At 62.2% G+C, this 23,494-nt stretch carries 14 protein-coding genes; 10 read left to right on the top strand and 4 right to left on the bottom strand.

All coding sequences use genetic code 11. The features are described 5' to 3' along the window. Positions 1-237: 237 nt before the first annotated feature. Both D7Y13_RS17490 and D7Y13_RS17485 read left to right on the top strand, forming a co-directional pair. Positions 238-492, top strand: a complete 255-nt coding sequence (locus D7Y13_RS17490) for a hypothetical protein (RefSeq protein WP_233595278.1) — start codon at positions 238-240, stop codon at positions 490-492. A gap of 413 nt (positions 493-905) precedes the next feature. Then, positions 906-1,705 (top strand): IS5 family transposase gene (locus D7Y13_RS17485; protein ID WP_120582260.1). Its coding sequence is split into 2 segments (ribosomal slippage): positions 906-1,251 and positions 1,251-1,705, totalling 801 coding nucleotides; the frame shifts between segments, so codons are not numbered across the junction. Between the two features lie 162 nt (positions 1,706-1,867). Here the strand turns inward: D7Y13_RS17485 and D7Y13_RS17480 are convergent. Both D7Y13_RS17480 and D7Y13_RS45250 read right to left on the bottom strand, forming a co-directional pair. Then, positions 1,868-3,091: an IS701 family transposase gene (locus D7Y13_RS17480; protein WP_120582259.1), complete on the bottom strand. Its 1,224-nt coding sequence runs from the start codon at positions 3,089-3,091 to the stop codon at positions 1,868-1,870. A gap of 445 nt (positions 3,092-3,536) precedes the next feature. Further along, on the bottom strand, positions 3,537-4,163 hold the full coding sequence (locus tag D7Y13_RS45250) for a hypothetical protein (RefSeq protein WP_147444174.1): 627 nt from the start codon (positions 4,161-4,163) through the stop codon (positions 3,537-3,539). Positions 4,164-6,252: 2,089 nt separating this feature from the next. On the opposite strand from D7Y13_RS45250, the gene D7Y13_RS17465 reads away from it, so the two are divergent. Genes D7Y13_RS17465 through D7Y13_RS17455 form a run of 3 tightly spaced genes read left to right on the top strand, consistent with a single transcriptional unit; the run spans position 6,253 to position 10,021 of the window. Further along, on the top strand, positions 6,253-8,370 hold the full coding sequence (locus tag D7Y13_RS17465) for a hypothetical protein (RefSeq protein ID WP_147444172.1): 2,118 nt from the start codon (positions 6,253-6,255) through the stop codon (positions 8,368-8,370). Continuing rightward, entirely contained in the window at positions 8,367-9,278 is a 912-nt protein-coding gene (locus D7Y13_RS17460; RefSeq protein ID WP_120582255.1) for a carboxypeptidase-like regulatory domain-containing protein, read from the top strand. The genes D7Y13_RS17465 and D7Y13_RS17460 overlap by 4 nt, the downstream gene beginning before the upstream one ends. Beyond that, positions 9,275-10,021: a hypothetical protein gene (locus D7Y13_RS17455; protein ID WP_120582254.1), complete on the top strand. Its 747-nt coding sequence runs from the start codon at positions 9,275-9,277 to the stop codon at positions 10,019-10,021. The genes D7Y13_RS17460 and D7Y13_RS17455 overlap by 4 nt, the downstream gene beginning before the upstream one ends. Positions 10,022-10,250: 229 nt before the next feature. On the opposite strand, the gene D7Y13_RS45240 is transcribed toward D7Y13_RS17455, so the two are convergent. After that, positions 10,251-11,663: a hypothetical protein gene (locus tag D7Y13_RS45240; RefSeq protein WP_147444171.1), complete on the bottom strand. Its 1,413-nt coding sequence runs from the start codon at positions 11,661-11,663 to the stop codon at positions 10,251-10,253. Positions 11,664-12,560: 897 nt separating this feature from the next. On the opposite strand from D7Y13_RS45240, the gene D7Y13_RS17450 reads away from it, so the two are divergent. The 3 genes from D7Y13_RS17450 (at position 12,561) to D7Y13_RS47135 (ending at position 18,895) form a co-directional block, all read left to right on the top strand. Further along, the gene (locus D7Y13_RS17450; protein ID WP_120582253.1) at positions 12,561-15,515 is read left to right on the top strand and encodes a dynamin family protein; all 2,955 of its coding nucleotides are present in this window, start codon (positions 12,561-12,563) and stop codon (positions 15,513-15,515) included. Positions 15,516-15,875: 360 nt separating this feature from the next. Continuing rightward, positions 15,876-16,841 (top strand): HNH endonuclease, encoded by a 966-nt coding sequence (locus D7Y13_RS17445; protein WP_120582252.1) that lies wholly within the window; start codon positions 15,876-15,878, stop codon positions 16,839-16,841. Between the two features lie 263 nt (positions 16,842-17,104). Continuing rightward, positions 17,105-18,895, top strand: a complete 1,791-nt coding sequence (locus tag D7Y13_RS47135) for an RNA-directed DNA polymerase (protein ID WP_158620266.1) — start codon at positions 17,105-17,107, stop codon at positions 18,893-18,895. A 345-nt stretch (positions 18,896-19,240) separates the two neighbouring features. On the opposite strand, the gene D7Y13_RS17435 is transcribed toward D7Y13_RS47135, so the two are convergent. After that, a complete protein-coding gene (locus D7Y13_RS17435; protein ID WP_233595277.1) occupies positions 19,241-20,104 on the bottom strand; it encodes a GIY-YIG nuclease family protein in 864 nt (287 codons plus the stop codon). Positions 20,105-20,756: 652 nt separating this feature from the next. Here D7Y13_RS17435 and D7Y13_RS17430 point away from each other — a divergent pair. Then, positions 20,757-21,371, top strand: a complete 615-nt coding sequence (locus tag D7Y13_RS17430; protein ID WP_120582266.1) for an RDD family protein — start codon at positions 20,757-20,759, stop codon at positions 21,369-21,371. A 52-nt stretch (positions 21,372-21,423) separates the two neighbouring features. Continuing rightward, positions 21,424-23,298, top strand: a complete 1,875-nt coding sequence (locus D7Y13_RS17425; RefSeq protein WP_120582250.1) for a HEAT repeat domain-containing protein — start codon at positions 21,424-21,426, stop codon at positions 23,296-23,298. Positions 23,299-23,494 lie beyond the last annotated feature (196 nt).

Here is a 23,494-nt window from a genome sequence, read left to right as displayed (position 1 = left end):
CCTGACGGGCCAGCGCGGCGGCACTCACCGCGCCCGGGCCTACCATCCGCTTCACCATCTGTGACTTGAATCCATCCGTGTACGGCACTGCATCCTGCCTGCTCTCGCCCCCCAAGGCGTGGTCATCCCGGCCACTCAGCCGAGGCGACAACTTCCCTGACACAGGGGGCCCAGCAGCGCAAGCGCATCCAGCCCGGGCTGGAGAAGCTCCAGCTCCAGCGCGCGGCCCAGAAGCTGATGGTGGAGATGCGCGGGGAGAAGCCTATGAACTCACCGTGGGATGGCTCGGTGCCGGAGGTGGAGAGGTACCTCAAGAAGGTGATGAATGACCCCGACAGCTACGAGCATGTCTCGTCGTCGGCTCCTGTTGCCCGCGATGCCTTCTGGATTGTGAAGAGCTCCTTCCGCGGAAAGAATGCCTTCGGAGGGAAGGTCCTCAACACTAGGTACTTCTTCATTCAGCAGGGGCAGGTCGTCCGCGTGGAGGAGTAGGGCGGACTGCCTATTTCGACACGAAGGAGAGCGTCTCCTCTTGCCACCTTGCTGCCGAACCTTTTCCCGCAGTTGCGACGGTTGGGACAATGGCCGCCGAAGCAGCGCTCTGCGTTCGATGGGCCTAACAAGCTATGAAATGTCATCCGACGCTGCGCCCTGCGTTCCGAGCCCGATGGCTGCGGGCCGCCGTTCTGTCTGTGTGCCCTCTTGGAATCGTCGCGGCGCTTGCGACGTCGTGCAGTCGCGGCGAGCCCGGGCCGCCGGACTTACCGAAGCAACCAGATCGATGGGTGACTTCGATTGCGCTGGACGCCGACAGCAAGACACGGCACGTCGGAAAAACTAACAGCACCTAACGAAAGTCAGGACTGGACTGGCCGTCAGCAAGGGGCATCCTCAGCTTGAGGGACATGGCCCGTGAACTCGTCCCCGACGCCTTCTGGCAGCGCGTGGTGCCCCTGCTGCCTCCGCCTCGGCCGAAGAAGAAGCTGGGCCGCCCTCGGGCGGACGACCGGGCGGCGCTGGAGGCCATTGTCTTCGTGCTCAGGAGCGGCATCCCCTGGGAGATGCTGCCTCGCAAGCAGTTCGGCCTGTCGGGCATGACAGCCTGGCGCAGGTTGGAGGAGTGGACCCAGGCCGGCGTGTGGGAACAGCTCCAGGCGCGGCTGCTGGATGAGCTGGGGCTGCGAGGCAAGGTGGACTTCTCCCGCGCCTCCATCGACTCCTCGTCCGTGCGGGCGTCAAAAAGGGGGCCCTCACGGGCCCAAGCCCGACGGATAGAGCGAAGGCGGGTAGCAAGCATCATCTTCTCGTAGAGGCCCATGGGCTGCCTCTCACCGAGTCAGTGACGGCGGCCAACGTCCACGACACGCACGAACTCTTCCCCCTCGTCGATTCCGTCCCCGCGGTGAGGATGCCTTCGGGTCAGCGACGCTTCCGCCCTGCGAAGGTCCACGGCGACAAAGCCTATGCCTCCAGGAAGAACCGACTCGGATTGCGCCTGCGCGGCATTGCTCCGCGCATCGCCCGCCCAGGCGTGGAGTCCAAGGAACGGCTGGGACGCTACCGCTGGGTGGTGGAGCGCACGCTGGCCTGGAAGAACCAGCTGCGCCGGCTTCGCGTCCGCGACGAGCGCAGGGACGACGTCCACTTCGGCTTCCTCGTTCTCGGCTGCTGCGTCATGCTCCTTAATCCTACAGCTGCAGTTTGAGCCGCGCCCCTCGGGCCCGGTAGTGGCACCGCATGGCAACGGCTTGGTGGTGGCGCCGCCAGCGACTCCACGCCAGGACGTGCGCGAGCGGAGCGACCGCACGCCGCAGCAACGCCACCAGGAGTCCTCGCACTTCCTGGACGGAGTAGCGGATGAAGGCCGTCAGTGAAGGCCGCGCCGGGCGAGAAACGCGCGCATGGGGTTTCTGCGCCTCGGCAGGCCGAGGGCTTTTGGGGGCAGGCCCTCCTGGAGTTGCTGATTGGCCACGGCACGCGCGGCGGCGAGAAAGACGTGGGCCACCAGGCACAACGTCATGTGCCGATTCCAGGCCGTCCAGGTGCGCACCTCATAGTCGGCGAGGCCCACCTCGTTCTTGGCGGATTCGAAGTCCTCCTCCACGGTCCACCGACTGCCCGCCGCGCGCACCATCGACTCCAGCGAGGCATTGCGCCGGGCATGGGCGACGTAGAAGGCTACCTTGCCGTCTGCGAGGCCTCTGCGAAATAGCAGCCACCGCGACAGGCCCAGGTGCCGGTTGAGACGCATGCGCGCCCAGTCATAGAGGCGTGGGCCCTTGGTGCCCGCGCCCGCGGACAGACGCGCCCAGGCCTCTGGAGGTACCTCCTTCACCATGTCGCCCGGCTTTACCTGGTAGAAGCCGCGCCAGACGTGCGTGTTGGAGGCCACCGCCAGCACGTAGGGTTGGTGCAAGTCTTCGAGGAAGCGGCGCAGCGTGCTGTCGCGTCCGTAGACTTCGTCTCCCACCACCCACGCGGGCTTCAGTCCCGCGCCCAGTGCCCTCTGCAGCATGCCTTGCGCCAAGGCCGGTTTGGATTCGAAGCCCACCTCGTCCGGAATCCTTCCCACATGGCGGCGGGCAAAGTCCTCCGTCCACGGCTCTGGCAGGTACAGCTCCCGGTCCACCAGCGCATGCCCCAGAGGCGTCACGTACGAGAGGAAGACGCCCACCTGCGCGTTCTCCACCTTGCCCGCGGTGCCCGTGTACTGGCGCGCCACGCCCACGGACTTCTCTCCCTTCTTCAGGAAGCCCGTCTCGTCCACCGCCAGGATGCCGCCTTCGCCCAGCGCCCTGCGTGCGTACTCCAGCACGTCGTCGCGCACCGCATCCGCGTCCCACTTCGCGCGCAGCAGCAGGTGCTGGAAAGCATAGGGGGCTCGATGCCCCGCATCCTCTGAAAGGCCCCACACATTCTTGCGCTGTGCCCGCCCCAGCAGGGCCTTCACGTACTCGACCGCGGTTGCATGGGCCTCGCGCCTGCGGAAGTGCGGCTGCAGCCAGGCGCCTACCTCCTCCAGCTCCGTCACGAGACGGCCAACCAGCCGGACTTCCGGTGCCTGCGCTTCTGTGGCCGATGGCTGCTGCATGGGAAGTCTCGCTCCTCCCCCTCTTGTTTCTTCAACAGGAGGAGGGCTGCGGAGTCTTCCGAACTACAGCTGTAGGAGTAAGGACTACTTGATAACGCAAGTCAGCGCGTTTGAGGCGGTGAACGGAGTGCAGTCCGTCAGCGTGGGAGACGACATCGCTGGAGTCCGAGTCGGCGCTATCCGGTGTTCGTTTCACCATCGGGATGCGAGCTACGGCGGCGAGCAGTACATGTGGCGCGGTCGATGGGCCTGTCTGGCAGGCCGGAGCAAAGAAGAGGTCGAAACGGCTGTGGCCGAGGACGGCACGAAACGGTTCGACTACATCCACGTTGCCCCGATTCGGATGCAGGTGGAGTGAGGCGGACAGTCCAGGGGGATGCTGTGATGGCCGCAGAATTGGCCAAGAGCTTCTGGACTGCTCGCTCACTCGGCTATTCGGGCAGGCTTAGGTGGGAGTCCACTTGAGCACCGAATTAGGAACGAGCAGATCGCTACCTGTACCTTGTTTGCGAAACGAATGAACCCATCCAAGGAGCAATCCTGGAGAATTGGCGAAGAGATGAGGGGGAGGGGGCGGCAATGGCTGGCCGGTCGCCAGCAGGGGAACGAATGACACCTCGTACTTGAGGATGCATGCGAGTACGCCGACGTTCTTTCCCTGCAAGGGCCCATTTGCTACCGCGTCTCGGAACTTCTTGTCGTACTTGCTTTGGATGCTACGGCTGAAGAGGTGTGCGAGATCCGATGAGGTTTGGACCACAAAGCCCCCTTCAATTACTGGCCGTTGCGGGAGGATACAAATGACATCAAGCCAATAGTCGTTCCCGTCGATGGTGAGCAGGATGTCCGCATCCTTTGAGCCGGATGCTGCGGAGAATGGTGCCTCGACTCGAATTTGCTGGCCACCGTGCCGAAAATGCAGCGAGCAAGCGGCCTCGGCGACTGTGTCGAGAAACGCACCGTCGTTCGGGTTCTTGACCTTGGTCCAGAACTTATTACGAGGCAGTTCAGACGGTGCGAACGAGGAAAGAAAAGCTTCGAGCGTAGCAAGGTACCCATACGGGTCCGCCACGTCGTTGCTCCTTGTTCGGTTGGATTCCACCCACCAGCAACTCGCCGCCAAGTTTAGGAGGGCATCCGGGTCTGTAGGCAGAGGCAGAGACGCAAGCTTGGGCAGCGAAGTCCCATTTGCCTGCGCTACTGCTTCAAGGTTGGGAAAGGCCTGAGTGAGGTCCATGATGTTAATTAGAGTCAGGCATTGCAGTCATCAATGCAAGTCTCGTTGGCATCTCCGCCTCGCATGCATCGCGTCAAAGAGCAGCGAAGCCGCGACGTTTGAGCTTCCTCCTCTGGCCCGGGCGCCAAAGGCATTCGCGTCGAAGCCACGGGTACATGTACAAGCAGAGCGATGAGGATGATCTCAGGGGGGCCTGGTGACGCCGGACGGAGCCCTTCCTGTCTGGGGCCGTCTCGCAGAATCTGCGCCGCGCGACGAAGTCGTGAGTACCCGGTAACTGCCAGCCGCGTTTCGCTCTCTCGGTTAACAGGTGGCCTTTTTTGGCCTTCTGAAAGAGGGAAATGGCGCAACCCTGGAAGGTACGACATCGAAAGCCCTGGATTGTTAGAATCGGTCGCCCGCGGTGGTTAACAAAACCGTTAACCACTCTCGGCCTCTCTCTCCCCAAAACGGGTGAAAGAGCGGTCCAGAGAGCCCAATCGGCGGCGGAGGAGAGGGGGTATCTCGCTCTGCGGGGTGGAGGGCCGAGAGTGCCCTCTTCAGCGCCGCGAGCCAGAATCCCTTGGGATTCAGCGGCTTAAGCACGAAGGCCCCGCGATGTCATCGCGAGGCCCTTGTAAAACAAAAAGGGCCCTACCAGTTGGTAGGGCCCTTCAAGTAGCTCCCCGATTGAAGCCCTGCGCGAACTCGTTCTCGGCCCTCTCTCCAGAGACTGCGACGGAAAAAACGAGAAACATCATGGGGTTAGGCGCAGTCGAGAAAATACGGGGTCCGATTGCGTGGCCGCAAACCTCTCTGCGGCTGTTTCCCGGGGTATCGCGGACTGGGAGTGGCATCCAGCATCCTTCAGATGGGGGACGGCGCACGGAGCTGCAGTCGTGTCGTGGAACCTGCTACCTCCTGGACGGGCTTCACCTCCTGCCGTCCGGCCCCGCAGTGAGCGCCCTGGTCGAAGCGATGCCGGTCCCGCTTTTGGGATGGGGAGTTTTGCTTGAGGCTCGCGCTGGTGGCCTTGTGCGGAACGCGTCAGAGGCCGGGTAGTCGAATCGCGGAGGGGTCGACTGAACGGATCGCAGCCGCTAATCCATCAGGACTGGCCGCAGGCGGCCGTTTGCCCTGCGCTCGCGCGCGGAGGGAGGGGCAAGGGCGCAGAACCGTTCAGGCTTCGGCAAAGCCGACCTTGGAGGCTCTCGAGTAGCCTTGGCTCCCTGTCCTGCGCGAGTCCACGATTCGAGTGGGTGACCCGCGAGCGAGCCGACAGGGCAGCCCATGACAGAACGCCCTGCCTGCAGCGGTGATAGCGCGGGCCGTTCCACCAACGGTATCGATCGAGGCTGCCCGTTCGCCGCGGTTAGGACGAACTGGCGCAGCTTGGGACGCAGTCTCGCGACGGGAGCAGGCGCACAACTCCGCCTGGCGCTCACCTCCGCCACCTCGTCGAAGCCTTGGATGTTAGAGTGGACGAGGGGGCCGGAGATCAAGCCTGAGGTTGCGCAGTGCCCTTTGTGTTTCCGCCCCCGCTTCGCCGGCACAGGAACTCGATGGGGTCTCACGCCCCGCTCACTCGCCTTGACGCACTGCAGAACGGGACTTTGATGCACCCATGACGCGGCGACCGAAATTTGGGTAGGCACAAATGTTCGGCTTGGCGGAAAGGGGCATTCGGCTTGCCCGGAACGCCCCCGTTCAGCGTGTACTGGAATCCGCGTTCGGCTTCCGCCGGAAAGCCGTTCGACATGAGTCGGAACGCGGACTCACCGCCGCCGGCCGGGATGCCGCGCGCGAGGGACCTCCGGAACCGGCTGGAGTCGCTGCATGTCGAGCAGGTGGCGAAGAAGTCCGTGAGAGCAGTGCGGAATCGGTGGAGGTATAGTGGAGGCGGCGGCATGTCGTCCCTGGCATGCCTTTTGAGGGCGCGCACCGAATGAAAAGACTCTGCCTGATGTGGGGGCTACTTCTCGCATTGGCACGGCCCGCTCACTCTCAGCCGGAGCAGTGGGGGGACGAGGCGTTCAATACCTGCCTTCAGGGCTTGCAGGGAGAGGTCGAGAACTCGCCGTATCTGGCCGGAATGGTCAAGAGCTTCTCTGGCGCTTTCAAGGGGCTTGCTTACGAAGATATCAACCTGAACCAGCCCGCGAAGGCACGCTTCGTTAACATCCTAGTTCCACGTGGAGGCACCAAGCGGTGGACGCGCGACTGTGGCGATGACGGAGTTGTTCCCAGGTGCTGGAGCTACGTCAATCACCGGCACATCGTCTGCAACCCCGCGATGGGAATCCTCCTAGCCGAGATTGGGCGAGACAAGGCTAGGTACTCCGAGGAAGAAGCCTTTGATCTCTTTGCCCGGCGCTTCTGGGCCGCCTCGGTGCTAGGCCACGAGTTCGGCCACTTTCTCTATGACAAATCTCCTGCCACCGTGAGCCATGCGTTTCCGGTGGTGAAGGCCGGTGTATCCTTAAATTGCCAGCAGAAGGATGATGACGAGCAGAGGGTGGAGAGCCGGTTCGATGACGTCGGCCTGCAGCTTGCGTGTGTCGCCGCGACTGAGAGCAAGGTCGGCAAGGAGGGAATGATTCCCTATCTGGGCAAGCTGCACAATGAGGAAGAGGACGGAAGGCCGTCGCTCAGGACCCTTATGGGAACGTATGTGAAGACCGTCATGGTCTCTCAATTCCTCTACGTTCGGGACGATCTCTGCCTGGGAACCTCGGCGTATGAGTCTGCAGCCTACCGCGCCATCAAAATGGGAGAGGGGGTCGCCCGGTGCTTCAATGACAACAAGGAAATGAACCCCGTCTACGATCTCGCTTCCAAATACTCGACCTATGTCGAGTCCCTGGAGTTCTCTCTAAGAGGGCAGCAGGTTTCGGGCGCCGCAGCGCACCCGAACTTCTACGACGAGGCCGTGTTTTCCCAGTCATACGTCCAGGCTCCTGCAGGCCAGAGTGCCCTGGTAGGATTTGCGAACTCGTTCAGCCCCGCAAATCAGATGGAGTACGGAAGAATTTGGCTCTTCACTACCAGGAATTGGACTGCGTTCGACTCCCAGCTCTTCTTCGAGTGGCCGGGAACCCTTCGGCTCCTAGATGCCATCTTTGAGGGGAACAAGCTATCCTTCGTCATTCAACTCAAGGAGCTTAAGCAGGATGGGGGCAAGTTGAGGGCCTTTCACAAGATTCTGAGGGGCGCCATCACCTGTGCCGATTGGGCCATGCCGAAGAGTTGCAAGAAGTCGGTCGTCAGCGAAGCGTCATGGAGTGGCAAGGGGCAGGTCTTGGCCGGAACAAAGAGCAACTATCTGGTAGTTGTCACCGGCCATGAGGCAAGGGCCTATGCGAGCCCCGAGGCGCTCCAAAAGGGAACCTCTCTTTGGGCCATCAAGGCCATGTTCTCCAATGAGCCGCTCACGGTGCCCAACGTGGTTTCCCCTGCGCTATTCGTCGCCTTCGGGTTTGCGAAGAACGGGCTCTACTCTCTCGAAGGCGTCGACGGCCAGAAGCAGCGGTTTTCCGTGCTGGATATCCCCGAGACCAAGGGCAAGCTGCGGATCTTCTCCGTGAACGACAAGGCGGTTTCCTTCTTCCTGGAGAGGGAGCAGGCAGCGGAGAAATCCAGGTATGAGCTCTGGCGGTGCCCTATCTCCGGCCTTTTCGGCAAGCCGGGCTCCACCTTCACGTGCGAGGCGTACGCGTCCCTTGGGAACATGAACGCCTTTACGCCCGCCGAGGTCATCTCGCAGACGGACGCACTCGACATGGGACGTATCCAGGACAAGGTCGCGGGCTGCCCCGCCAATCTCACCTTCGTGTCCTATCAGGGCTGGACCTGGGTGCTGGACACCATCGCGAAGAACTATGCTCTGTTCGCAGGCAACGGGATTGCCGGCTGCGCCAAAGACGGAAAAGTACTCTCCTACCGGTCGGGACGCGTGGACCTCATCGACCCGGGCTGGATTACGAAGGCTCTGTCCGCCACCACCGTAGAGGTGACAATCCTCCAGTCTGGCGAAAAGGCACTCCTTCCACGAGGCGCTCCATGAACTCGAAGATCCTCCTCATGCCGCTCCTGGCGCTATCGTTCCTATCCGCACTTCCCGCGCTCGCGGAGGACACGGCCGTCATCGAGGGTAGGGTTCTCGATGCCTCGGGCAATCCCATCGGGGGTGCGTCAGTGACCGTCTCTGCGGACAAAAAGCAGCTCCAGTCCAAGAAGACGGCGAAGGACGGCAGCTATCGTGTCGAACTAGCCGGCATCCACGAGAGTTCGGTTCGGTGTGAGTTCACCGCTTCGAACTTCAAGAAGGCATCGAGGACGGTTCCCCTGGCTTCGGGGGCCAGTCAGGTCCCCCTCACGGTGAAGCTCCATCCAGATGTCGTTATTGAGGACATCCTTGGCATGGTGGATGATGCGAACTTCTTATTCGACGCGCATATCAAGAACAACGCTTCAGTCCCCAAGGATGTCTCAGAGGCCTCCCTGGCATTCCTCTTCAAGAATGACCCCGGTTGCTACAGCCCAGAACCAATCATCTCGTACGACATCGGTAACTGGGAGGGCATGACCGCACGGCTTCATACGGGCGCCAGTGTCCCCACCGAAGTCGCGTTCGGCGACAACCGCGTTAAGGACAAAGGAAGGGCCGAGTACGGCTTTGACTACAAGAAGTGTGACGAGAGCGTGCTTGTCTTGGGCATCAAGTTCCAGTTCACGCTGCCAGCCGACTCTGCAGAGAAGGTCAGATTCAGGATTCCCCGGACCATCTCCTTGACCAGTAATGGAAGAACCTACCATCTTTCGGTGAGTGACCGTCAGTCCGACAAAGAAGCTCTGCTGAAGAACACGGCCATGCAGGTCAGGCTTCGACTCAGTGACGACTCCGAGATTGTGTCCAAGAGGTTCCCGCTGATGGACCGGCGCTGGTACGTCATCAAGGAGATCAAGAAGTGAAGAGGTTTCTCGATGCTGTGCTGAGGAGGGCCGTGATTGGCGACTTCTTCGACAGAAGAGCCAAGCCGAAGCTGAGTACCGAGAGCAAGGGGGATGACCTTCTTGATTTGGTACGGGTCGTCCTGCCCGGGGTGGCATCGGCGCTGATTGCAACGACTGATGCGATTAGCAGGTTCTTTCCCCTGGCCCTATTCTCTTCGAAGATCGTGGACACGCTCTTCCTAGTCGCGCTCTTGGGATTCTGCCTCTATTGGCTCTGCTCCAGGGTTTCGGTTCCTTCGGATCTCTTCCCAGCTCGGAGCCTTCTCGATTACCGCTACAGTCAGTCTCGCCGGCTTGCTTCGAAACTGGCGCTTGTCACTCTCCCCCTGTTCATTGGTGCAAACCTCTGTAGGCTTACTCCGAATGCCGTCAAGGCGTACTTCGACGAGGATGCCAGGTCGCTGTGTGGTTATGTCTGTAACGCGTCGGAATCCGCTATCTCTCAGGAAAACGTTGAGCTGTGGGACGAATTTGGAAACAGGGCGGCCGACATCGTGAGGACAGATGATATCGGTCTGGTCTGCTTCAAAATCCGAGGCGCGTCTTTCACGCCCAAGAGACTCACGATGCAGACGCCCGCCTGTAGTGCTCCTGTGGAGCACAAGGTCGACACCCTCTACGAGGAGAACGAAGCGGGTTGTCCCGTTCGCACCGAAGAGGGCTTCTCCGCGCGGGTGTGGGTCGTGGCGTGCGCAAAGTGAAGCTGCCACGGTTTCGTGGCTCTCCCACACGTTGTGGTTCCCCTCGGTCTAGGTGGCACTTCGACTGCGGAGAATCATTGACGCCTGAATGCCGGAGTCTCGGTCGAAACGAGGCAAATTCCATCAAGTGAAGCGGCCGCATTTCGTGTCGACGGACTCCGGCCTCATTGTCACGGCGAGATACCTCCGGAGAGGCGGCCATCTCGTGGGGGACAGATGGACGAGAACCTTACCAGGCGCTTATCCGGGCGAGGTTCTTCGGTCGGTCCCGCACGGCGAGCGGGCTCGCGCCGATGGGGTGAGCCACGAGGCCAATGACCCGCTTCATGACTTCAGGATTCATCGGCGTGGGATGTCCATGATCGTTGTCGGCCTCGTGATGCCCACCATGGTGGTGCCCGCCGGGCGCACTCCATGGAGCCTCTACCTCAACCCACAGGCCCTTTTCGAACCAAGGCGTCGAGCCGATAATCCGGCGCTTCACTTCGCCGGGAGTGAAGCGCTCATGCGCTTCAAACCAGTCCTCGATCCTGTCGTCAACCCATCCGTGAAGCTTATAGAAAATTGGATTGACATGTGAGGAGTAAAAATCTGCTAGGTCGTCGCTATTGGGTCTGTTCCATTTCTCGTCGAAGTCGTCCACCAACCGGCCTTGCGGAAGCGGGTCGTTGGTGACAGGATCGCGAGGAAGGCCAGACCAACGCATATGCATATCGTTGTGCACAGACCATTCGATCTGCGCGCCGAGTTGCCCCAGCGTTAGCGTGCGCAGATAGGTCGGATCTTTGAACTTCTCATCCCACCACCTCATCCTCGACCAGTAGAATTCGTCCGTTTTCAGCGCCGCGAAACGTCGCGTATCTTCCTCGTCTCCATTGTCCCATGCCGGAGGTACAGTCGGGCCACGGCCAGGCGACGGAATCGTCGTCCAGGATTGCCATTGGGCTCCCGCGTCGCTCATCGCCTGTTTGAACGCGATAAGCATCTCGCGGTGCATGAAAAGAAAATCTTCACCTGCGCCATTCCAGTTGATTGCCCGTCGTTGCTCGCCGGTTGCTGAATACTCGAGACTGGGGCGAGGAACGGCCCATCCGAGCTTCGCGATGGCATCGCGAGTTTCGACGTTAAGCCGTCCCCACGAGTTGCGCGTGAGGTGCCACGCAGTGTGGTGGAGACGCATATCCACATGTGAAACGAGTTGAATCACGGAATCTGGAAGCAGGTCGATGTTCTTCGTAGGCACCTGGTCCCGGGAAACCGCGATGAAGGAACCGACCAGCCCGGCCGGTCTGCCATCGTGCGTTACGCTACGCAGGACGGTCCCGACAATCGCTGGAACCTGACTGTCGCCATATTCCCAATGCGACGCCAGCTGACCACGGTGTTCGTAAATCCACCCCGCGGTCGGCGTGCCTGGCCTACCCACCGAGCGCAGGCGCAGCTCTCCGGCCGTGTCCGTTCCCGTTACGTCGAGTTGGTAGTTCTCCCCAAAGTCGAACGTACCGGAGAGAAGCCCGCGAGCGGTCGCCGTCAAGATGAGGGTCCCCTCACCGAAGCGCACCTTGTTGAAGTCGTCGACTAGGTCCGGTGTATTGAGGAGACTGCGGTAGACCCAATGTCCTGTGATCCGCTTGCTTTGCATGTGACCTCCCACGCCATTCTATGCGAGCGCCAAAGATACTAAAATAGTTCCCGCGCCGTTCGTCACTGCAGTCGTGTCGCGCACGCGCAACGTTAGCGCGGGGCCATCTTGCATGACAGCGAAGCTGGCGAACTAGGCGCCGAGTACCCAGCGCTTCAGCGCGGTGAGCGTCAGTGTTGTTGTCGTGAGAGAGGGTTCAGCTGGTGCGCTTCATCTTCTGCATTTTGCGATTCGGGTGTGGCCCGCTTTTGTGGGCAGACTGACTACACCTCAGCCCTTTTGATCTTTGATCGGCGCGGCGAAGGCCTGAGGCGTGCTTAGATTGGCCTGCTGTCGAAGGGCTCTCGGTTCGGTCAGGCGCAAACCTCCGTGACCTTTCCGCGGCCTCGGAAGCTCTCGTGGTAGGGGACAGCAGGAACCCGAACCTCAATGTTGCCCTGGGCCGTTGGCGCCCCCTTACGCCTCGCCGGCCCAGGAACTCGATGGCATCGAGCGCCTCGCTCACTCGTATTGACGCACTGCCGAATGTGGCAGTGGCGCACCCATGACGCGGCGACCGAATGGGGGGTAGGCTCACGAGTGAGTCGGCGCGCCCCGAGATTGGGTCTGTCGACTCGAGCGGACAGTGTGCCTATCTCGGCCTGGCACTCACCACCGCCACTTGCCCGCGGTCCGGGGAGGGTGGTGCCCGAGCCTCCCCCGCCGTGTCGCCAGCACAGGAGGCCGGCGACCGTGCACGCCTCGCTTTCTCGCCTCGACGCGCTCATGCCGCAGCGATCAATTTTTGGGTAGGCACAGCGCGCGGAAGAAGGACGAAGCGCAAGGACCCGAATCAGCAGTTTCTGGGCAGCGCGACGTCTGGTACTAGGCCGCTCAGGTCGCACCTCTGGGGGACGAATGACCTCGATTCGCTGGCTGCACCTCACCGACTTCCATCAAGGGATGGGAGGGCAGAAGTGGCTCTGGCCAGTGATGAGGGAGCAGGTATTTAATGACCTGGCCCGGCTTCAGGAGAAGACGGGGGGGCCCTGGGACCTCGTCCTGTTCACCGGAGATCTCACCCAGAAGGGCACCCCCGAGGAGTTCCAGGCGCTCGAGAACAATCTCGCCCGGTTATGGGAGCACCTCCGGAGTCTCGGTTCAGAGCCGCGCCTGCTGGCGGTCCCCGGGAACCACGATCTCGTGAGACCTACGCCCAGGAAGCCCACGGTCAAGGCACTCGCGACTTGGTGGGACGACGAGGAAATCTCCAGTGAGTTCTGGAAGGACGATACCAGCGAATACAGGCGCATGGTCACGGAGGCCTTCACTCCATTCGTCGACTGGCAGCGCACGTCGAAGTTCAGCGGGCGGCCCCTGACGCCCGGGCTCCTGCCTGGGGACTTCTCGTTCACGGTGACGAAGGACGACGTTAGCCTGGGCATCGTGGGACTGAACTCCGCCTTCCTCCAACTGACGGCTGCGGATTATGAGCGGAAGCTCGTGCTCGACCCCCGTCAGTTCCAGGCCGCCTGCGGCGGTGACTCGTCGGACTGGCTCGCCCGCCACGACGCGACGATTCTGCTGACCCATCATCCCCAGAGCTGGCTTCATCCTCGGGCGGTCGCGTCGTTCGAGCAAGAGATTCTTGCTGATGACAACTTCACCCTCCACCTGTTCGGACACATGCACCTCGGTGCTTCGGAGATCACTCGGCGTGGAGGAGGCGCCTCTCGCCGCTTTGTCCAGGGCCCCTCCCTCTTCGGATTGGAAGACTTCGGAGACGGTAGGCAGACCGAGCGGATTCACGGCTACCTCGCGGGTCAAATCGACTTCAAGGAGTCCGGTTGTTCCCTGAGTATCTGGCCTCGGGTCGCGACGTTTAAGGAGGGTAACTTCCGGGTGCTCGGCCCGGACCCCAGAGCCACCCTGGACGAGCGTGAGGCCTGGAGCGATTCGTTCATGCGAAGAGGCGCGAGACGACGGAGGCGCCCGGCGTCCGCACCCGACTCCATCGGTCGGCCCTCGGTCATTGTGGAACCGGGAGCAGGCACGCCCTCCATGCGCTCCATGCTCTCGGCGGGCGACTACACACGCCTGCATGGGCGTGCGCGGCTCGCGGTCGAGCGCCTGAGCACGATTGCGAAGCAGCTTGGCTGGCACAATGTGGCGGACCAGGGGCAGGACCTGCTGAAAGTCCTTCATCAGGAGCCCTACCGGGTCGTCATTACGGGAAAATCACGAGCAGGGAAGAGCACTCTCCTCAACGCCTTAGTGGGGCGGGCCATCTGTCCAGTGCGCCGCAGCATTACCACTGCGGTTCCCATCATAATTCAACCGGGAGAAAGGGAGTTCCTCACGGTCAACATTGAGGGCGAACATCCGCGCCTGAGCGATGGCCCGATAACGCAGGACATGATTGCCCCCTATGCGGACCAGCAGAACAACCCGGACAACGAGAAGAGGGTCATCAACATCCGTGTGGAGTTGAGGGACGAGGTTCTCGATCTCGGCGTCATGTATGTGGACATCCCCGGGTTCGATGACCCAAACGGTCGGATCTGGTCCTCCACTGCAGAGGTGCTCCAGACCGCGCATGCACTCGTGCTTGTCCTGGACGTCTCTACGGTTCGGGTTGGCGGCTTCGCCCTGGACAAGCAGACGAAAGAGCTACTCTTGGATGCTCAGAAGCGGCAATGCGCCGTATTTGTCGTCTGCAACAAGGCGGACCAGCTAAATGCGGAGGAAAACCGGGAAGCGAAAGCGATGGTGCAGTCCGCTCTTGAACGATTTGGCGTCTGGGATACGCTGACGCATCCCCCGTTCTTCCTGAGCGCCAACGAGGTCGCTGTTCCCCGGCAACAGGGAAAAGCGAATCCGCCTTCGTTCAACGTGTTCTATGACGTAGTCTGGGAAAGCCTTTGGAAGACGGAGGCCATCGGGCTGCGCCGTCTCTACCGGGTCTTCGAGCAACTGCAGCTCGCCAGTGATGAGGTTGCCATGTTGATCGCATCCCGGCACGCAAAGGAGCCGGAGCGTATTAAGCTCCGCGAAGCACTCCAGCGTTGTGAGGAGCAGCGAAAGGAAATCGTCGCGGACGGCGACGAGGCTATCCAGCACGTACGAGCACATGGTGCGCGGCTCATCAAGGCGGAGAGGACGGAGTTTAGGACCGAGGTGCGCAAGTGGGTCGAGGCCTTGCCCGTTGGAGAGGGCCTGCCCAGACCATCCGCGGGTGTGGAAGCGCTGAAAAGCTCGATGTTGAACCGTCGGCACAAGGTTGCGGAGCAGGTTCAGGAGAAGTTGGAGAGCAGGCTGACGCGGCTCGATTCGCGCATTCGGAAGAGCCTCACGGAGCTGCGCTCGGAGGCGGGAGCATCCGCCCAGACTCAACAGATGCAGGACCTCTCGCAAACGCTCTCCACCTGGAAGACTCAGATGGAGCTTGTAGTTCCCGAGCATCAAGGGCGCCAAGTTGCTCGGTTTGCCGGCATTGCATCTTTCGGCATTACGGCTCTGATGGGACAGCTGTTCGGGCTGGGGGCACTGGTTGGGACGGCCGTCTCGTGGGTCGTCGGCTTGTTCACGGACAGTGCTGACACCCCGTCCGAGTTGGAAGAAGGCGTGGCACAGACCTTCGAAAGCAACTGGGACCAATTCGCGGCGAGCCTGGATCAACAGGTCAGTGAGATTGGTAAGTCGCTCACCCAGCGAATTCGCTCCAATATGACACGGTTCATGAGGGAAATGTGGACCCAGCTCGAGGACATCCGTGACGTAACTCCGGAGGAGCACCAACTCTTCGAACATCTGAAGACGGAGACGGAGCAGGCCACGGTGTCACTCCAGACAATCCTGCAAGCCGCGAAGTAGACCCGGAGCGCTCCACTCCGGGTCATGGGAGCAATGCCTCGACTGATTTCGGGCTTGTCGGTGGTGGTGATGTCGTCAATGACGGTATGGGCCGCGCGCCTGACGGGCTCTGCATGGTGCCAGGCTCCCGCCTCGCACAGCGACGCCCCAGACAGAACGACGACCGCGCGCATCTCGCTCACTCGTGTTGACGCGCTGTCGAATGTGGCATTGAAGAACTCATGACGCGGCGACCGAATTCTGGGTAGGGACATCAAGGGTGAATGGTCGTTTTAGCCACGGCTATCCGTGGGTCTTCCACTAATGCGGGCGTCTCCCCTATAGTCACCCGAAAGCTCCAACTGCATAGGAGGGGAAAGATTGCGATATTGGTGGGTTAATCAGAAGCAGACGCATCAGCACGAGATAGCCGGCGGCTATCTGTGGTCTCCGAAGCGAAACACCAACGGTGCGCGTAACCAGTTCTACGAGAACATGAGGGAGGCCGCACCGGGTGATGTGGTTCTCTCGTACTGGGAGGGGGCGATTCGGGCGTACGGTGTGGTGCAGTCGTATTGCTATGACTGTCCGCGGCCAGATGGATTTAGTAAGGCGTGGGATGCCATCGGCTATAGGGTGAGTGTCAACTTTGAGGTGCTGCCGCGCCCGCTTGCCCCGAAAGCCCACATGGAAGAAATCCGGCCGCTACTGCCGGGGATTTACTCTCCCCTTCAGCGAGAGAGTGGTAACGGATTGCAGTCCGTCTACCTAGCCGAGCTCCCTCTTGCTCTGGGGCAACTTCTTGTCGCGTTGCTCAACGCAAAGGGAACGCAGATTGCTGCGACGAGTGATGAGGCGCTCCTCGAAGTCGTTCCGCCCGTGGAGCATGCCCGTGAGCAATGGGAGGAGCACGCAGAGGAGGCCGTTCGAGCTCAATCCGAGCTGCCGACAACGGTACGGGAGGCTCTGGTAAAGGCTCGCCGAGGCCAGGGCCTCTTTCGAGAGAACGTGGCCAAGATTGAGAAGGCCTGTCGCATTACTGGGGTGAGTATGCCCAGCTTCCTCGTTGCAAGTCACATTAAACCCTGGCGGCACAGCTCCAATCGGGAACGACTGGATGGTAATAACGGGCTGCTGTTGAGTCCGAGTATCGATTGCCTATTTGATAGGGGCTTTATCTCCTTCGCCGACAACGGCGACGTGTTGGTATCTCCCGTGGCCAGTCAGGACTCCTTGCGGCGAATGGGTGTAGATGTAGCCACACAGCATAACGTAGGGCGGTTCAGTCGAGAGCAGGGGCGCTATCTCGATTTTCACCGTAGGGAGATTTTCCTCAAGTCTGGGTAGGTGTGCCAGGCACCACTCTGATTTCGCGATAGCGGTGGGCCTTCACCGGGGTAGTTTCGCCCCATCTTGCCGGCGGACGAGCGCGATGCTTGACTCCGCACCTCTCACTCGCCTTAACGCACTGAAGCAGTGGGCCTCGACGCGCCCATGACGTGGCGACCGAATTTGGGGTACGCACTACTGCTGGTTTGATGGTCAGTTGAAAAATTGTCGAGATTTTGCGCACCCAAAGGGCGTACAGGGATATGGATTTAATCGCAGAAATGCTGCTGGCGAAGGGGTATTTTCCGAAGGAGCTTCCGCCGTGCTTCTCCGCGGAAGGCTTCGCCAGTTGGGCAAAGCCGTTGAAGATTGTACCAAGTTCAGGAGAGCAGAGCTATCGCTCGCTCACTCATAGTCTAGCGCGCGCTGGCGGTGTTCGCAGAACGCTGTCTGTTCCCCATCCGGAAGCGTACCTGCGCCTGTGTAGGGAGATGGGCAGCGGCTGGGGGGAGATACGAGCGCTACTTGATAAAAGCGACCTCAGCCAAAGCTCTCCCGTACTAGGACATGAACAGGGGCGGGCCTTCCTCCCAAAACTGCCGCTTGGTGACCTGTCTGCGGTGCGAATTAAGCACCGCAGACACGCGCGTTATGTTCTCGTCGGAGATGTCGCGGAGTTCTATCGCAGTGTATACACTCACAGCGTGCCATGGGCTCTCCATTCGAAGGAAGTGAGCAAGCAACAACGCCGCGATTTGAAGCTTCTGGGTAACCGCCTTGACAGTGCAATCATGGCTGGCCAGGACGGGCAGACAAACGGCATTCCCATCGGGCCGGACACGTCCTTGGTTATTGGTGAGTTGCTGCTTTCGGCTGTTGATGTAGAGCTGCGGGCGCGGCTAGGGGCCGATGCCCGGGGATTTCGATACTACGACGACTACGAATTCTCGTTCGCTCGCCGAGGCGAAGCGGAAGCAGCGCTGCAGCACCTTCAGGAAGTGCTTGCTGACTACAGCCTGCATCTGAACCCCCTCAAGACGCGCGTGGTTGAACTGCCGCAGCGATTGGAGAATTCCTGGCTTACCGAATTTCGAGATTTTAAGTTTGCTCCCAAAACACGCTATTCGTTGCAGCGCGTTATCCGGTTCTTTGATCGGGCATTTGAACTCCATGCCGAGCACCGTGATTCATATGTGTTGCCCTATGCTATTTCCCGTGTCGCTGGCGCGGATTGGCGCGGAACAGCGCACTGGATCACAGTGCAAGATCTGCTGATGCAAGCGGTGACCGTTGAAATGAGTGCTGCTCAGCAGTTCGTCACTGTCCTGATTGAGGCAAAACAGCGTGAGTACGTTCTCGACACTCAGGCCATTCAACGAACCCTCAATCACGTCATCACTGAAAGTGCTCCGTCGGGTCACGCGAGCGAAACCACCTGGGCGCTGTGGGGCCTTCTTGCCTTGAGGTTGAAGATCGACCCCGCAGCAGCACGGGCGTTGGAACGCTCCCAAGATGTCTTTGTCGCACTGCTCGCACTGGACGCCAATCACCAAGGCCTGGTGGATGGCGGGCTGGACGTGAGCACGTGGGACTCGGTCCTTGCCGCAGACGAACTGCATGGTGAGCGCTGGCTTCTCGCATACGAGGCGCCACGTCGAGGATGGTTGGGCGGGCGCGGACCTCATCAGCACATCAAGGAGAATCAATTTTTCCATGCCCTGAATTTAGCAGGGGTTAGCTTTTACTCGCCCGTGACAGGCGCCCCGCTAAGTGCTGATGCACTCAAGCGTCTAAAGAAGCGGCCTGCTCAGAGCTACAGCACTGATTCGGAGGCTGAGCCTGACGAACCGGACGAGGAGGACGAACCGGACGAGGAGGGCGAGGAGGACGAACCGGACGAGGAGGACGAACCGGACGAGGAGGACGAACCGGACGAGGAGGACGAACCGGACGAGGAGGACGAACCGGACGAACCGGACGAGGAGGACGAACCGGACGAGGAGGACGAACCGGACGAGGAGGACGAACCGGACGAGGAGGACGAACCGGACGAGGAGGACAATGGTTTCTAGGACAACGGTGAGTTTGGTGGCCCGGTCCGCCCGCGTCGTCAGAGGCGGTCGCATCGGCGCCCTCACATGACGTCGGGCATGCCCGTGGTAACGGAGCCTTTGTAGTGGCGTGGCCTCAGCACCCGACGAGATCATCGGGTGCCAAGACTCCGCATCGCGCTTCGCCGGCTCAAGAAAGACGATGACCGTGCGCGCCTCGCTCACTCGCATTGACGCATTACCCTGTGTGGCCATGACGCCCCATGATGCAGCGACCGAATTTTTGGTAGTGACCGCGGGATCGCCACGAGAACAAGGCAACTCCACGCCTCCGCTTGTCGCTAAGGCCTTCGATTCCGAACCAGCTCAGTTCTCGTTTAGGCCGCAGGGTGTGCGCGTGTGCAGCCGGCGCTTCCACGTCTGCTCGAGGAGAACCACCTCCCGCATCGCCATGTCGGGCGAAGTGCGCTCGAGCACGCTGAATCGGAGATCGGCCGGTCGTGATTGCCGGAGCAGTTTGTTTCCGCCATGGCCGCTGGTGGCGTAGTCAAGCCAGCGGCCAAGCAAGTTCTCCGCCCCGGCCGCGGAGCCCACGTAGCCCAGGCGCCTGCGTTCGTCGTGAATGAAGTAAATCCCGCGCCACTGAGACAGTGGGGTTTGCCAGGACGTGGGGAGCAGCGCAAGCTGCGCCCACGTCAGCACCATCTCCTGCCAGGGCGGAAGTCTTCGCTTGATGATGCTCTCCTCGACCAGCGCTTCAATCGGAAAGCGATTCCGGCTGGCGTGACGCCACCAACTGCGTGTGCCGCCGGGCCAACCGAACACCAGCTTCCCCTTCCACGCCTCCATGAAGGGACGCGCCTGCAGGTCGAAGGCCCAAGCAGTGTCGGGGTCGGCGAGCATTCCGTAGCCGTTTCGGGCGAGCTCCTGATGCTCCGGAAGGGCGTTGAACTGCGCCGCATCGATCAGCCGGCCGCCCATGATTTCGTAGACACCGACGAAGACGGCGCGGTCCGGCGCATGTCCAATGCAGGAGACGATGTACTGCGCGCGCTGCATGGCGCCGGTGAGCTGCGGCCCTTGAGTGTGCTGATAGGCGCAGAAGAGTTCCGGACGTTCGTCCGCAATCCAGTAGATCGCCTCGCCGAGTTCGGAGACGGCGTTCCTCAGCACGAGGGTTCGGGCGGGTGGCAGGTGCAGGCGCTCAAGTGCATCGTTCAACTCGAACATGCGGCCGTTTTCGCACACGCTACGCGGCTCCGTCCAACGACGGTCTGCTCGGCGTGACGTGCCTGGACGGTTAGGACCATTGATCACGAGAGAAGTGCCGCGTGGGCCGGGGCTGCCCTCCTCTGCTGCGAGGACGGCGAGCCGGCGCCCCGTACCGGCAGCTTAAGACGAGCGGCCGGCCCCGGCAGATGTCCAATGCGGCTTGGCGCTCGCCTCCGCCACCTCCTCGAAGCCTCGGATGTTCGAGCGGACGGAGGCCCGGAGCTCGAACATCAAGGTTGTGCAGTGCCCTCGGTGTTTCCGACTCCGCTTAGGCCATTCCACGCAGTGCGATGACACGTGCGCGCCTCACTTACTCTCCTTGACGCACGCAAGCAGTCGTGACCGAGGGTTGGCCACCCCATCCGCCAGATGTGGGATTCCTCCTCGGTGGAGCCGCCCTGGAGTGGTGCGCTCCAAGGGCTCGTTTCTTGAGTGGGTCGGTCCCCCAATTAGCGGAAATAGGCTTTGTGGTAACCAGCGGGTGGCAAGGAGGCTGTTGTGATGGTCGAGTGAACTAAACCTGTTGGGTAGCATTTATAGGAACAGGAGGGGATTTCTCGCTGAAGGAACTTGCTGCCTTGGGGCGGGCGTAGCTGTGCTGCGGCCCTCCATGTCCGACTTCCGCGAGGCCGTTAAGTCGATATCGGAAGCCCAATGTTCCGAGCATCCTGGTTTCTCCGCCGCCCTGGCCTGTACTCGTTGCGGTACCTTCACCTGCGCCTTCTGCGCCTCGTTCGGGGCGGGCCTGTGCCTTCGGTGCCTCCATGCAGCTCCTGAGCTGGCGACGTGCTGGGCCCGGCTCGCAGCAAGCCTTGTCGACGGAGCCGCGCTCCTGCTCCCGTCCCTGTTTCTGGGCGTCCTCCGGTGCCTGGCGCTGCCGGGCGAGGCGGCGATGAATACTCCAGTCGTCTACGTCCCGGCGCTCCTCGCGTTGCTCGTGCAGGCGAGCTTGATTCGAGGCACTGGGGCGAGCCTCGGCAAGAGGCTCTTGGGAATTCGAGTCGTCCGAAGGGACGGCCTTCCGGCGGAGGTGTGGCGCATTGCCCTGCTGAGGAACGTGCTCCCGATGGCGCTCTGCGGCTACTGCGTCTGGTTTGGCCTCGTGGATGCGCTCTTCATCGTCGGAGAGGAGCGGCGATGCCTTCACGACTGGGTGGCCGGCACACGCGTCGTGAAGGCACCTCGAGCGCAACGCTCCTTCTCTGCGCGTTTCGTGACTGGCTGAGGCGTTGAGTTCGAAGTCCCTTCACCGAGAGGGGAGATTGCGAGGCGATGACATGGTGGGAGTGGTGAAGTCCGGGCGCCCCCGGTGGTTGGCCGGGCTCGTATGCGCGGTGGTGATGCTGGCGTTGGGGTGTGCCCGGCATACGTGGAAGCGGGACGACGTCATGACGTGGGAGGGTTGCTGCGAGGGGGCCGACGCGTGCCTCGCGTTCCTGCAGGAGGTCCACGGCCCAGACACCGGTGAGAGGTGGCTGCCGCCGGAGCAGGCGTGTGCCGCCTGGAAGCTGGGGCGCGCGGAGGAGGACGTCGTCCCCCGGCTGGTTCAGCTCCTTTCTCATGCGGACCGTCGAATTCGCGGCGGTGTGGCCCAGGCGCTGGCGGCGATGGGAGAGAAGGCCAAGGGCGCCGTGCCTGCGCTCCTTGCCGCGTATGAGCGGGAGCCTGGGGGGATGGCCCTTCACGCACTCTCCTCGCTCGATGACGAGCGAGCCGCTCCAGCCATCGTGCGCCACCTCCTGGAGTCGCGCATGTCGACGCTGGAGCACCTCGGGCCGACGTTGGCCCCGGTGCTGTTGGACGTGCTGGAGAATCCGGAGTCGAGCTGGGAGGCGCTGGTGCGGGTGCGCTACGTGCTCGCCCGGCGCGCCTCCTCGCACACGGAAAACGTCGTCCCCCGCCTGCGGATGCTCCTCGCGCGCGAACTGGCGGAGCCCATTCTCCGGCGTCCACCAGGGGCGTCCTGCCCGGCAGCTCCTGCGCCAAGCTGCGAGGCCATCTTCGACGGGTGCACCCCACGAGCGGCCTATGTGGCGTCGGTGTTGGCGGCCCACGAGCGCCGAGGGGCGGAGGTCGCACCCGAGGCACTCCAGGCGCTACAGCGGGCGGACGTGCGCCTCACGCCCGTGGCGCTGCAGGCGCTGGTGGCCTTCGAGAGTCCTGCTGCGGTGCCCCTCGTCCTCCAGCAGCTTGCCGTGCCTGAATGCCGTGCCCGGGCCCTCACAAGCCTCGCTTCCCTGGGGCCTGTGGCGCGGCCAGCCGCGACGGAGCCGCTGCTGCGCCTGCTGGCTACGGGGGAGGAGGGCTGGGAGCGTGCGCGGGCTGCGGAGGCCCTTGGGCGCGGCGGAGATGCAGTCGCCCTCGCGGCGCTGCGCCAGGCGGTGTACGCGCCGCACAGCGAAGTCCAAGCCGCGGCTATCGAGGCGCTGGGGAGCGATGCCTTCCGGGCGCATGAAGAAGAGCTGGTACCGCTGCTCCAGCAGGTGGTGGCGACGCACGCCTCGCCTGTGGCGCGGAGCCACGCGAGGTTGGCCTTGGAATGGCTCTCCGGCCAGGAGGTGCGGCCTCCGGACTCCATCGACTGCGCCCGTGTCATTCCATGCCACGGCGCGGGTTGGAAGCTGTGCCAGGGGCACACCTCACTCCAGTTGCACTGGGAGAAGCCGAAGGCGCCCCCGCGGCTGGGGCCGTGTGCGGGTGTTCCTGATGGGGACTCCGCGTCCGTCCTCGAAGCCATGGGGGAGGCCTGCCTTGTCGGACGGGACGACGGGGAGTTTGGGGGCACGCTGGAGGTGCATGAGGCCGGGCGGGTGACGGTGCTGGAGGAACCCCAGGCCAACCCCCTGCAGGCAGTGCGGATGCGCGGCACCCTCGTGGTGGTGGAGGGCCTGGCACACCTGGCTGGCGGTGCGGGGCGCCTGGTGCGTGTCGACGAGACCGAGGGGAGGTGGCGTGCCACGCCTTGGGTGACGCTCCCAGGCGCACCAATGGCATACGCGCTGGGTGAAGCGGGGGACCTCGTTGTGGGGACGACGAATCAGCGACTCGATGAAGTCGTGTGTGGCCAGGCTGGCGCATTCGCTCCAGCCCACGTGCTGCGCGTCACGGTGGACGGACGCCTGGCCCCAGTCGAGCCGGATGGACAGCCCTGACTCCACCGCGCGGGAAAGTGCGCCCCTCCCGGGGCAGGATGGGGCCTGGCGCGGGCGGGGGCGCTTCAGGCGCGCCGCGTCTGCGAGCGGAACTCGCTGGCCCATCGCTGGGCGGTGGCCGTGGCGCGCTCGCTCTCCGAGGCGAGGTAACTCGCTTCTGGCTTCCCGGCAGGGGTTGGTGCCCCAGGGGCGGAGG

It is taken from the genome of Corallococcus praedator, from assembly GCF_003612125.1.
GTDB classification, from domain to species: Bacteria; Myxococcota; Myxococcia; order Myxococcales; family Myxococcaceae; genus Corallococcus; species Corallococcus praedator.
The sequence above is the reverse complement of the archived record's forward strand: the minus strand, read 5'-3'. Positions and strand labels throughout refer to the sequence as shown.

Bases quoted from the DNA above. Each gene is read 5' to 3' on its own strand.
- D7Y13_RS47135 (WP_158620266.1), top strand. From the start codon at position 17,105: ATGCTGCTGGCGAAGGGGTATTTTCCGAAGGAGCTTCCGCCGTGCTTC.
- D7Y13_RS17465 (WP_147444172.1), top strand. From the start codon at position 6,253: ATGAAAAGACTCTGCCTGATGTGGGGGCTACTTCTCGCATTGGCACGG.
- D7Y13_RS17425 (WP_120582250.1), top strand. From the start codon at position 21,424: ATGGTGGGAGTGGTGAAGTCCGGGCGCCCCCGGTGGTTGGCCGGGCTC.
- D7Y13_RS17490 (WP_233595278.1), top strand. From the start codon at position 238: ATGGTGGAGATGCGCGGGGAGAAGCCTATGAACTCACCGTGGGATGGC.
- D7Y13_RS17460 (WP_120582255.1), top strand. From the start codon at position 8,367: ATGAACTCGAAGATCCTCCTCATGCCGCTCCTGGCGCTATCGTTCCTA.
- D7Y13_RS45240 (WP_147444171.1), bottom strand. From the start codon at position 11,663: ATGCAAAGCAAGCGGATCACAGGACATTGGGTCTACCGCAGTCTCCTC.
- D7Y13_RS17450 (WP_120582253.1), top strand. From the start codon at position 12,561: ATGACCTCGATTCGCTGGCTGCACCTCACCGACTTCCATCAAGGGATG.
- D7Y13_RS17430 (WP_120582266.1), top strand. From the start codon at position 20,757: ATGTCCGACTTCCGCGAGGCCGTTAAGTCGATATCGGAAGCCCAATGT.
- D7Y13_RS17435 (WP_233595277.1), bottom strand. From the start codon at position 20,104: ATGTTCGAGTTGAACGATGCACTTGAGCGCCTGCACCTGCCACCCGCC.
- D7Y13_RS17480 (WP_120582259.1), bottom strand. From the start codon at position 3,091: ATGCAGCAGCCATCGGCCACAGAAGCGCAGGCACCGGAAGTCCGGCTG.